Annotated in this window: 8 protein-coding genes; 5 read left to right on the top strand and 3 right to left on the bottom strand. The window is 40.4% G+C overall.

The window, feature by feature from the left end; translation table 11 throughout:
• Window positions 1-198 precede the first annotated feature (198 nt).
• Window positions 199-2,676 carry a carboxypeptidase-like regulatory domain-containing protein gene (locus FA047_RS15065; protein WP_136836902.1) on the top strand — a complete coding sequence of 826 codons (2,478 nt, stop codon included), beginning with the start codon at window positions 199-201 and terminating at the stop codon, window positions 2,674-2,676.
• A 60-nt stretch (window positions 2,677-2,736) separates the two neighbouring features.
• On the top strand, window positions 2,737-5,526 hold the full coding sequence (locus tag FA047_RS15070; RefSeq protein ID WP_136836903.1) for a carboxypeptidase-like regulatory domain-containing protein: 2,790 nt from the start codon (window positions 2,737-2,739) through the stop codon (window positions 5,524-5,526).
• Here the strand turns inward: FA047_RS15070 and FA047_RS15075 are convergent, their stop codons facing one another.
• Together FA047_RS15075 and FA047_RS15080 are read right to left on the bottom strand one after the other, a co-directional pair.
• On the bottom strand, window positions 5,527-7,113 hold the full coding sequence (locus tag FA047_RS15075; protein ID WP_136836904.1) for a TPM domain-containing protein: 1,587 nt from the start codon (window positions 7,111-7,113) through the stop codon (window positions 5,527-5,529).
• 17 nt (window positions 7,114-7,130) lie between these two features.
• Window positions 7,131-9,500, bottom strand: coding sequence for an ATP-binding protein (locus FA047_RS15080; protein WP_136836905.1), 2,370 nt, complete (start codon window positions 9,498-9,500; stop codon window positions 7,131-7,133).
• A 449-nt stretch (window positions 9,501-9,949) separates the two neighbouring features.
• On the opposite strand from FA047_RS15080, the gene FA047_RS15085 reads away from it, so the two are divergent.
• Complete coding sequence (locus FA047_RS15085; RefSeq protein ID WP_136836906.1) at window positions 9,950-10,846, top strand: NAD(P)/FAD-dependent oxidoreductase; 897 nt, start codon at window positions 9,950-9,952, stop codon at window positions 10,844-10,846.
• Between the two features lie 4 nt (window positions 10,847-10,850).
• Here the strand turns inward: FA047_RS15085 and FA047_RS15090 are convergent, their stop codons facing one another.
• On the bottom strand, window positions 10,851-11,555 hold the full coding sequence (locus FA047_RS15090; RefSeq protein WP_136836907.1) for a membrane or secreted protein: 705 nt from the start codon (window positions 11,553-11,555) through the stop codon (window positions 10,851-10,853).
• Window positions 11,556-11,636: 81 nt separating this feature from the next.
• Here FA047_RS15090 and FA047_RS15095 point away from each other — a divergent pair, with 81 nt between their 5' ends.
• A complete protein-coding gene (locus tag FA047_RS15095; protein WP_136836908.1) occupies window positions 11,637-12,044 on the top strand; it encodes a Dabb family protein in 408 nt (135 codons plus the stop codon).
• Window positions 12,045-12,128: 84 nt separating this feature from the next.
• Entirely contained in the window at window positions 12,129-12,554 is a 426-nt protein-coding gene (locus FA047_RS15100) for a cytochrome B (protein WP_136836909.1), read from the top strand.
• Window positions 12,555-12,607 lie beyond the last annotated feature (53 nt).

Here is a 12,607-nt window from a genome sequence, read left to right on the forward strand (position 1 = left end):
GAAGCCATAAATTCGAGAAATGATAGTCTGTCAATCGAAAAGCTCTATATCCAAACTGATAAATCTAATTATGCCGCCGGAGATACTTTGTGGTTCAAGGCATACCTGCTTAAAGCATCTCTTTTAAATTATTCAGATCGTAGCGGGTTATTATACATAGAGATCAGAAGTGATAGTACGGATTATTTACAGCGAATTATGGTTCCGGTTTTCAATGGGATATCCTATGGATCTCTTGTGTTGAACGAAGATCTTCCGAGGGGCAACTATACTTTGAGGGGATATACCAGCTGGATGTTGAATTTTGGAGAAAACTACCAGTTTGAAAAAGAGCTGTATGTAAGCAATGGACCGGATACAGAATGGCTGATAGGATATCATGCTAAAGTTAAACAAGAATCAGGGAAGGATAATGTTCGCTTGAACTTAAGGATAAATGAGTTTGATAAAGCTCCCGTAGGCTTAAGAGAAATGCAGGTAAGTATTACCAATGGAAAGAAAACTTGGTTCAAAAGCAAAACAGAAACTTCTTTAGAAGGTAATCTTGAACTTAGTTTTGATATACCCGATAAAATTCCGCCGAAAGAATTGGCCCTGACCATCCAGGATCTGCGCAAGAGCCAGGGGCTAAGAAGTGTAAAGGTTCCCCTGACACTTAACAGGCCGCAATATATAGACCTGCAGTTTATGCCCGAAGGCGGAGTTCTGGTTGCCAACCGATCATCGAAAATTGCTTTCAAAGCTTTAAATGAAGATGGATATGGTGTAAATGTCAGGGGCAAGATATACAACAGTAAGCAGGAAGAAGTAGGGGTTTTTGCTTCGTCACATAAAGGGATGGGGGCTTTCAACTTGAATCCTAAGGCAGGTGAAACCTATTCTGCAAAACTTGAGTTTGCGGATGGCAGCTATAAAACTTACCCCTTTCCGATGGTTATGCCAAGTGGTATCGCATTGAGTGTCGACAATCTTTTTGACCGCGATTCCTGTGAGCTCACTTTAAGCCCGTCTGAAGACCTGAAAGTAGGAGGAAAGGAATATTATATTATGGGATTATCCGGAAGTATGGTTTGCTGGGCTGCGACAATCAATTTTAAAAAGGGACAAATAAAGACCCGGTTGAACAAAGCTATTTTTCCTGATGGAATTGTGCGTTTCGTACTTGCCGATCAAAATATAAAGCCGTTGGCTGAACGGATGGTTTATAACCATGTGAATGGTAACCTGAACATTGATGTTCAAGCTGACAAATCAGCGTATGTACAGAGGGACAGTATCTCGCTAAAAATTAAAGCGACGGACAAGAATGGCAATCCTGCCTCGGGAAGTTTTTCGATCGCTATAACCGATGACGCACAGGTTAAAAAAGACAGTATCGCTGATGACAATATCCTAAGCCGGATGTTTTTATCTTCAGTGCTGAAAGGACATGTTGAAGATCCAGGGTATTATTACAACGGGGCGATAAATGAAGAAAAGTGGAGAAATATGGAATACTTGCTGCTTACACAAGGCTGGGTGGGGTACGATTGGCAAGAAACTTTAAAGCCGATAAAACCGATGATCTATGCGTCGGAACAGGAATTTCTTGTAAAAGGGAAGGTGACAAATGCCTTCAATAAGCCGGTGGCTAAATCAGGCATAACACTGCTGTCTAAAAAGCCTTTGCTTATCATGGATACATTGACGAATGATAAAGGGGACTTTGAGTTCAAAGGGCTTTTTCCTGTTGATACTGCGGCATTCTTCATCAGCGCAAGAAATAAAAATGGCAAGAAATTCAATGTTGGGATTGACATGTATGAATTCAAACCCCCGGCGTTTCCTTCGGTCGCCAGCAGGACTAAACCCTGGTTTGTTAATATAGATACGTTGAGCTATGCCGCCCTAAATCAGCAGCTTTCTTTACAAAAAACCTACCGTACCGTTACTGGTAAAAATATGCTTAAGGAAGTTAAAATCATAGCAAAGAAACTGGTAAAAGGTTCAAAAAATCTGAATGGACCTGGAGGAGCCGATTTGATTATAGATGAAGCGGACATATTGAAGGCGGGTAAGGTGACATTAGGAGATCTCTTAACTAAAAGGGTGAAGGGTTTTCATCAAACAATAAGCCGTTTCGGACAACCTGTTTATAAAGTCAACGGGGAGGCTGTATACCTCATCATGGACGGAATGGATACAAAATTCTTTTTAACCGAAGGCACAGCTTACGGTGAATATTTAAAGCAGTTGTTTGAGTATTATGATGCAGATGAAATTAAAGGCATAGAGGTCATGATCAAAGGGAAAAATATCATGAGTTATGGCTCAAGATTTTTAAATCCGATGGCAGAAAAGCCATGGGATTTCGTGTTTATTGAAGTGACCACCAGGGCAGGGAATGGACCTCTCTTAAAAAAGGCTATTGGAAATTATGTATACAAGCCAATTCCGTTTACCATTCCAAGAAAGTTTTATGCACCGAGATACTTGCCTGAAACTATTGCCGATATGTCTGATATCCGTGCTACTGTGCATTGGGAGCCTGATGTAGTTACTGATAAAGATGGCAATGCTACGGTTAAATTCTTTGCCGCCGATAATCCTGGCAATTATACTTTTGTAATTGAAGGGGCTGATTTACAAGGTTCTTTAGGGTCGAAAACGAACAAGATCGTTATAAAGAAAAGATAGGTGTTTTCTATTGCCAGATCTATTCAATAGCTTATTTTTGAGCAAATTTTAGCTCTTATCATGAAAAAAATAATACTTGTCATTTTTTTTAATGTTTTTACAGTAAGCATTATTATCGGACAAGATATTCCTGTACAACAGGATATTAAAAACATTGCTGGGATTTTGAATGCGGAAAGTGACAGCTTGTCGATTGAACAACTTTATATCCACACCGACAAATCTAATTATGCTGCGGGTGATACACTATGGTTTAAGGCCTATCTACTCAAAGCTTCGGTTTTGAGTTATGCAGACAGGAGCGGCCTATTATACATAGAAATCCGTAGCGATAGTAGTAATTATCTTCAACGCATTATGGTTCCTGTATTCAAAGGGATATCTTATGGATCTCTTGTCTTGAACGAAGACCTTCCCAAGGGCAATTATACTTTGAGGGGATACACCAGCTGGATGTTGAATTTTGGAGAAAACTATCAGTTTAAAAAAGAGCTGTATGTCAGCAATGGGCCGGATACGGAATGGCTGATAGGATATCATGCTGAAGTTAAACAAGAATCAGGTAAGGACAATGTTCACTTGAACTTAAGAATTAACGAGTTTGATAAAGCTCCCGTGGGTTTAAGGGAAATGCAGGTTAGTATTACCAATGGAAAGAAAACCTGGTTCAAAAGTAAAACAGAAACTTCACTGGAAGGCAACCTTGACCTTAATTTTGATATCCCCGACAAGATTTTGCCGAAGGAATTAGCCCTGACTATCCAGGACTTACGTAAAAGCCAGGGGCCACGAAGTGTCAAGGTTCCCCTGACACTTAACAGGCCGGAATATATAGACCTTCAGTTTATGCCGGAAGGAGGAGTATTAGTTGCCAATCAATCTTCAAAAATTGCTTTTAAAGCTTTAAATGAAGATGGACGTGGTGTGAACGTCAGGGGCAAAATCTATAACAGTAAGCAGGAGGAGGTAGCGGTTTTTATTTCCTCACATAAAGGCATGGGAGCTTTCAATTTAAGACCCAGTGCAAATGAAGTGTATTCGGCAAAACTCGAACTTCCGGACGGTAGTTACAAAACGTATCTTTTCCCTCCTGTTGTGCAAAGCGGCATCTCATTCAGCATCAATAATTTTTTTGACCGTGACTCCTGCGAGTTGATCCTAAGTCCCTCTGAGGATTTGAAAGTTGGCGGAAAGGAATATTATATCATGGGATTATCTGGAAGTATGGTTTTCTGGGCGGCCTCTGTTAATTTTAAAAGTGGAGAGATAAAGGTCCGGTTGAGCAAAACCATTTTTCCCGACGGAATTGTGCGCTTTGTGTTTATAGATCATCATATTAAGCCGTTGGCTGAACGGATGATTTATAACCATGTGAATGGTAACCTTCATATCAGTGTTGAAACTGATAAACCAATGTATGCACAGAGGGACAGTATTTCGCTAAAGATTAAGGTGGTGGACAAGAATGGCACTCCTGTTTCCGGAAGTTTTTCGCTTGCCATAACCGACGACGGACAGGTTAAAAAAGACAGTATCGTTGATGATAACATTCTAAGTCGGATGCTTTTATCTTCAGCTTTGAAAGGATATGTTGAAGATCCAGGGTATTATTACAACGGAGCGATAAATGAAGAAAAGTGGAGAAACATGGAATATTTGTTACTTACACAAGGCTGGGTAGGATACGACTGGCAGGAAGCATTGAAGCCGCTAAAGCCGATGACATACATGTCAGAACAGGAATTTCTTGTAAAAGGGAAGGTCACAAACGCTTTTAATAAGCCCGTTGCTAAGTCAAGCATTACATTGCTGTCTAAAAAGCCCTTGATGATCTTGGATACATTGACGAATGACAAAGGCGACTTTGAGTTTAAAGGAATTTTTCCTGTCGATACGGCTTCCTTTTTTATCAGTGCAAGAAATAAAAATGGCAAGAAATTCAATATTGGTATTGATATGTATGAGTTTAAGCCCCCTGTGTTTCCTTCAGTCATGAACCGGGCTAAACCGTGGTTTGTGAATATAGATACATTGAGTTATGCCGCTCTCAATCGGCAGCTTTCTTTACAAAAGACATACCGTACGGTTACGGGTAAGAATATGCTTAAAGAAGTTAAAATCACCGCAAAGAAACTGGTGAAAAACTCAAAAAACCTCAATGGACCGGGCGGGGCAGATCTGATTATAGATGAAGAAGAAATACTGAAAGCAGGCAAGGTAACGTTAGGAGATCTTTTATCGAAAAAATTAAAGGGCTTTCACCAATCGATAGATATGGAGGCGAAACCTATTTACAGAGTTCAGAGTGAAGCGGTATACCTCATCATTGATGGCATGGATACAAAATTTTTTATACCGGAAGCAACTACGTATGGTGAATATTTAAAGCAGTTGTTCGAGTATTATGATGCGGATGAAGTAAAAGGCATAGAAGTTATGATCAAGGGAAAATACATGATGACCTATGGCTCACATCTTCTTGATTTGTCTAAAGAAAGGGCTTGGGATTATGTCTATATCGAGGTTACGACTAGAAGTGGCAGAGGACCTCTTTCGAAAAAACCAGTTGGGAATTATGTGTATAAGCCAATCCCGTTTACCATCCCCAAAAAGTTCTATGCACCTAAATACCTTCCCGGAAGTATTGCTGATATGTCAGATATCCGTTCTACTGTGCATTGGGAGCCTAATGTCTTTACTGACAAAGATGGAACAGCAACGGTTAAATTGTTTGCTGCCGATAATCCTGGTAGTTACACCTGTGTAATTGAAGGGGCTGATTTACGCGGTGCACTGGGGTTCAGAATGGATAAAATCATTATAAAAAAACAATCTATACCAGTCAAATAACTACCAGCTGCTTCCTGCGCCACCACCTCCTGATGAACCTCCGCTACTGCTGGATGAACTGGAGCTTGAAGACGAACTACTGCTGCTGCTGGAAGAAGATGAAGAAGACGAACTGCTGCTCGGTGTAGAGATCTGTGGAATTACATATTCTTTATATTCTTCATGCCTGCAATTTGCGCAGATGTAGTATGTGCGCCCAAGTCCTTCACTCAACGTTGTTGCCCTGGATATGGTCTTGTTTCTTGAAAAAGCTACAGTAATGAAATGACATTTTGGGCATTCTGTCGCTTTAGATTTTAAATCCGGGTAGTTCAATATCAATTGCTGATCACAGGTCTTGCAAACCCATACATCGTAGTCTACAGAGCTGATCTCTTCTTCTTTAGCCTGACCGATTGAGAGGCTTTTATTGTCCTTGTCCTCATCCAGTAGTACCATTGGAGTGTGGCAGTGTTCACAATCGATTCCTGTATACCTTAATTCCTCTAGCCGGGCTTCATGATTTTTCCATAATGACTTTAAAAGAGGATAAGGGAAAAATCTGGTCATCCACTGTAAAGGAGAAAAAGCATTTCGCCATCCAAGGTATTGTTCATGCCTGGTTTTATTTTTCAAAGTATTCGAAAGATACCCTTTAAGCAGGAAGAAATAAAGGTGGATACAAACCAGTAAAAATAAATAAAGTGCCAGCAGCCACCAGAGATTGTACCATAGGCCCGGATATTTCAGGTTAAAATACGCCGTCAGACCAACTGGTATGATAAACAATAAAAGAATCACCAATACTCTTGAAAGAGTGATTTTAGTAACACTTCTTCCTGTAGCTACAACAAAGGCAAAATAAATTGCAATAATTATAAGAGAAAGCCAATTGACCACAGGATAGCTTCTATTTTTTTCCGCGGATGCTAGTCCCTGAATCGCTTCTGGATTATAATTCTCTGAAGGAAGGTCTATTACATTCGGCGCAACGGCTGAGTCAGCTACCGCGGCTGAGTCATGTACTATTGCAGTTGCCGAATCGGCGGCCGGCATTGTTGCATTAGGAGCTGATGTTGCGAAAGTTTGGTCTGTTCCTCCTTTCAAATGTGCGATTACTGCATCAACTCCATGCTTTACAGCATTATTGTAGTCATTTTCCCTGGCATAGGGAATCATGTGTTCTTGCTGGATTTTGTAACAAGTTACATCAGGCAGTATGCCCTCAAGACCATAGCCGGTTTCAAATTCTATTCTCTTCTGGTCTTCGACTATCAAAATCAGGAGTCCATTATTGGTTTCCTTGCTGCCTATTTTCCAGGTGTTAAAAAGTTCATGGGCAATCTCCTTTGGTACCAGATCCCCTATGCTTTTTACGAAGACTACGTCAATATGTGCAAGTCCGGATTGGTCTAGCGGACTCAGTTTGCCATTCAGTTCCGAGACTGTCTCCTCAGTAAGGACTTTGTCTGGATTGCTAACATAGCTTTCATTGAGGGTTTTTGGATTAGGGATATTTTGGAACAACTGGTCACGAGTAGGAGACTGTTTGCAGGTAATCAAAAATAGTGGAAACAGACAAAAAAGGAGAAGCGATGCTTTTTTCATAGATAGATGCAAGTTAGCTATTTTGAAAGACTTAGGTGGTGCAATACTTTTCTGTATAGTTCATCTGGCAGAAAAGGTTTTACCACGATGTTATCAATACCAGATTGCTTTACCCGTTCCTCTATCTCGTTAGGTAAATTGGCTGTCAGGGCAATAATTGGTAGGGTCACTCCATTTTCCCTCATTTTTGAAGAGGCCTGGTACCCATCCATAACCGGCATGTGCAAGTCCATTAATACGAGATTGTGTTTATCAACATCCAGCATATTTAATGCTTCAAGACCATTGATGGCTACATCTACATCCGCTCCCCAGCGTTTCAGGAAGTTTTGCGCAACCAGTACATTCATTTCATTGTCCTCGACAAGCAATATGCTGACCCCTGCAAATGGTTTGTCTGATTCATTTGGGCTGTTATTGTCCTTAATTTGTTGTTCGGTTGTTTTAATGCTCTTTTCGAAGGTCTGGATAAAATAGAATGTAGAACCCTTTCCCTCCTTGCTGTTGAGGTGGAGTGAAGAGTGTTGCAATTCCAGGAGTTTTTTACAAATAGCCAGGCCAAGTCCGGTTCCTCCAAAACCTCTTGAAGTGGATGAATCAGCTTGTGTAAACCGCTCAAAGATCAGTTTTTGTTTCTCCATGGAGATCCCGATCCCGGTGTCTTTTATCTGGGTCTTTAAGGTGATTTTGGTTTCAGTTTGATCCTTGACGCTAATGTTTACTTCTACATAACCTTCCTTAGTAAACTTTATCGCATTATGTACCAGGTTGGTAATGATCTGTGAGGTTCGCGTGGGGTCGCCCAAAAGCTTGTTTTTGAGTGAGGGATCAATTTTTAGGTTTAATTCAATGTTTTTATCATGCGCAGCACTTTGAAGCCCACTTACGATATTTCTCGCAATGGAAGCTATATCCATTTCTATATGCTCAAAAGTTATTTTTCCGGCTTCTATCTTATTGTAATCAAGGATATCGTTTACAATCGCTAAAAGATTGTTGGCTGAAAAAAGCATCACATCAAGCTCCTTTCGCTGATCTTCTCTGGGATTGTTCTTTAACAGCAGGTGGCTCATACCGATAACCGCATTTAAAGGAGTTCTGATTTCATGGCTCATGGTACTCAAAAATTCGCTTTTTGCAATAAGTCCCAACTCCGCTTCATGTCTGGCCTTTTTTAACACGAATGAAACACGGTGAGACAATACCAAAGATTGTAGAAAAAAGAAACTTACATAACAAGCAAAACTTAGCAGCTGCAGCTGGGGGATAACAGACCAGTAATGAAATAACGTTATGGTAAAAATAAACATAAGTGCAATTGTGCTTGCCAATGCATAAACGGCTCCAGGCCTATTTTTTTTATATGCTTTTATGTAGACATAGGGAACATATAAAATGCAAAATATAGTAACGATTAAAAAAGGGTTGACCAGTTGTGTAAAGTACAAAGGAGGAAGAACAAGAGAAGTTAAGCCAAATGTAAAACATATCAGACTTACTATCGTGACAATTTTATGGTGTACATCTTCTGGGTAAAGATAGCGCGTGTACAGGCCAAAAAGACCAATGCCCATAAATAAGCTCAGGTATTCAAGCCTTGCGGTAATGTACCAGCTTGTGTTCGGAATGATGGTATGAAGCACATAGTTATCTACGCCCATAATCCTATAGCTATAGACAATTGAATATAATGCAAATAATAGTGTTGCCTTATCCCTGTTTCCCAATAAATAAAGCCCCAGGAAGAAGAGTCCACCCATAAATAAGCATCCTGTTAGCAGAAGGTCAATGGCTTCAGTACGTCGTCTTTCCAGTCCGATTTTAGTCTTTTCACCAATAATCAATGGCTTTTTTACTCCGGCTTTGCTATGAGCAAAGTTGGCGACGTGAAGCACAAAATTTAAGGTGTCTTTTCCTGTATCCAGATTTAAAAATTTAATCTCCCAGTGTGGTATAAATCCCTCTGCTGTAGTTGTTACTTTTCCGTCTGAGAGTGCCATCTTTCCATTGATGTACAGTGCATATGCAGAATAAAGATCCGGCATTTCGAGGCGAAGAGGCGGGGCATCCTTACTCAGCAAGATCTGAAGTTTGTAGGTTGCATAGCCATAAGAGGGATAGGTTTTTCCTTTTAGTGTAGGCTCTGTCCAGAGGAAGGGGAAATTAACCAGTTCAGCATTTCCAGTTGCTGTGTCCATTGGATTGATCAGCTGGTCCCAGTAAAATTCCCATTGCCCATTAAGTTCAATATTACTGGTAAATGATTGCCCGCGAAGATCTATAACCCCTGTTTTTGCTATAGGGGGTTGGTTTTTATTTGCAAATCCGTACTGTACAAAGCAAAAAAGCAGCAACAGTACACTATATAAGTACCTTTTGATGCTCATGGTATATTATTAAAATGCTTGGTAAACAACAATGTAAGGTTAATAATGTTTAATTTTTAGTGCTAAGATAATGGAATTTTGAGAAGTTAATATTACCCAGACTAGATGTTGCTTGCTTAAATGTGAAAAAACTTAATTCGGATTAACTATTGATAGCGTCATGTCCCGGAATTGCTCCCCGAATCAGGCCGACTTACCAGCTTCGGGACTGGTCAAGGCCTGCTTCGGGTCTGCTTCGCAAAAGGGTACCAGTTTTCCGAAGGAATCCTCTATCAGTTACGAATCAGTCTACTACCAGTCGAGTAGTTGTCTTCTTACTGTTTGTTAAAAGCTGTTAAAGGCACTAAACTGAGGCACGGAATAAATTAGTCATTCCTTTGTAAGCAATACGCATCTTAGTTGCATTTGCGGGATCCTGACTTATATTTGCAACTAAGATGCATTATGATATGAAAAAAGATGTGGTTATTATAGGGGGAAGTTATGCCGGACTTTCTGCGGCGATGGCGCTGGGTAGGGCGATCAGGACGGTAGTAGTTATTGACAGCGGGAAACCCTGCAATTCACAGACTCCTCATTCTCATAATTTTTTAACCCGCGATGGAAGCGAGCCGGCCGAAATTGCAGCATTAGGCAAAGCGCAGGTGATGAAATATCCTACGGTGCGATTTGTAAATGGGAATGCTACGACCGTGACTGGAGAAGATCTCAATTTTCAAGTCAGCCTGGAAGACGGGCAGGTGTTCTTCAGCAAAAAGGTATTATTTGCAACAGGTCTTAAAGATCTGATGCCTGATATAACTGGCTTTTCAGCATGCTGGGGAATTTCTGTAATTCACTGCCCTTATTGTCATGGATACGAATATAAAGGTCAGAATACGGGTGTTTTGATGAACGGAGCCGGTGCATTTGAACTCGCACGCATGATTAAAAACTGGACGGATGGTTTGAGTGTTTTTACGAATGGACCGGCTACTCTGGAAATAGATCAGCTGCAGAAGTTGTCAGAAATGAATGTTCAGGTAGAGGAGCGTGAAATAGAAAGATTTGATCACCAAAATGGTATATTAAAGAATATTGTATTTAAAGATGGTTTGAGCACCCAGGTTGATGCACTTTATGCAAGACCTCCATTCGAGCAGCATTGCAGTATTCCAAATGATTTGGGTTGCAAGATGACCGGGACTGGACATATTGAAGTAGATGAATTGCAAAAAAGTAGTATTCCCGGAATTTATGTAGCCGGAGACATTGCGACTATGATGCGTTCAGTTGCTTCCGCTGTTTACACGGGCAACAAGGCCGGGGCAATGATAGTCCACGAATTGGTCGCACAGGGACAATAATGCTTTATTTAACCCTGCTCCATATCTCGTAAATTTTATCGCCCTTGCTGCTGAGTCCGCTATGGTGCCAATCGCCGTTTTCAAGTTTACCGTCAAAGCTCAATGATGCGCCAACGCGTGTGTTGTCTCTGGAGAAAAACTCAATATTCTCGGTGTACTTGCCATCTTTGAAGGTATAGGAACCACCGCCTGTACCTGAAAATTGCTTTTTAGCAGGATCGATGGCTACCCATTGAAATTTTGTTCCGGTTAGCAGTTTATAAGTCTGACGTGTGCCTGTTTGATGTATTGGTGATATTTTTCCATCCTGCATACGTCCTGTTATGCGCCATACACCGGCTAACGGTGCTGTTCCATTATCTACACGGTCAAATTCTACATTTCCTTCCTCCACTTGTAAAGAAAGCTGGTCTGCAGAAATAGAAAAGGGTATGCTGAGCATAGTGCCGATCTTGGTGGAATCGTTACTGTTGAATAAGGATTCGGCTTTCAGCGTTTTATCATTGATGGTATACTTTCCCCCTTCACTCGTAAGAAACTTGTTGCCCTCATGTACCGTATGAAAATAGAAACCATCCTGAAAGAACAGGTGGTGAGATTTATTTCCTTCGGATAAATGCCATGCACCTGAAATGGATTGTGCGTGTAAACTGAAGATTGTGGCAATTACAATGACTACTGTCGGGATGATTAGTTTGATAACTTTCATGATTGGTTGTTTAAATGCATATCATACGAGATAGATTAAAGATATAAAAAAGCAATATCTTTATCATCTTATTGATTGATTATGAACAAATCAAATAGAAGAAAGTTTATCGGAACTGCCACAGCGCTAGGTATTAGCACCGCTGCAGCAGCGATGCCCTCATTTAATATGGAAAAGAAATATCCGCTCGCGCACCATGTGTTTTTCTGGCTTAAAAATCCCGGGTCAAAGGAAGATCGCAACAAATTAGTTGCAGGGATCAAAACGCTCAAAAAAATTGAAACGGTTCATGGACTACATGTAGGTGTTGTGGCAGAAACGGAAAAACGGGATGTCATAGACATGAGCTGGAGTGTGTCTGAACTGATATTCTTCACTGACCTCGCCGGACAGGTAACTTATCAGACACATCCCCTGCATCTTGAGTTTATAAAGAATTGCAGTCATCTCTGGAGTAAAGTTGTGGTTTATGATGCTGTGGAAGTTTAGTTTATAATGATTCTAAAAATCATTTACTGTTTTCCTTTTTTACTAAAGAGAAAGTAAATAGCTAAGTTTGAAAGAAAAAAGTTTATGGATCAGATTTTAAAAAGTGCGCATTCAGGTTGGCGTTACCTGGTTTTAATTTTATTGGTAATCGCTCTAATTCAGGCAATTTCTGGCTGGCTTGGAAAGAAACCATATACAGGGGGTAATAGAAAGATCAACCTGTTTACGCTGATCTTTACACACATTCAGGTACTGATGGGCCTGGTGCTGTATTTCATCAGTCCGGTGGTGAAAGGCCTGGGATACTGGAAAATGGAGCACATCAGTATGATGATTCTTGCTGCGATATTGGTGACGATTGGTAATGCAAAATCCAAAAGGGGAGCCGATGATGTTATTAAACATAAAACAATTGCACTATATTTTGGTTTAGCCCTTCTAGTGATTGTAGCGGCAATCATTCGAATGGTAATGGCTGATCCTTCAAGGTCATTCTTTGGCATTTCATAAAATTCACAAAATTAATTTTGCTTTGTAAGATTTATTTATATTTTTGTGACATA

The sequence above is a fragment of the Pedobacter frigoris genome (assembly GCF_005116445.1).
Classification (GTDB): Bacteria; Bacteroidota; Bacteroidia; order Sphingobacteriales; family Sphingobacteriaceae; genus Pedobacter; species Pedobacter frigoris.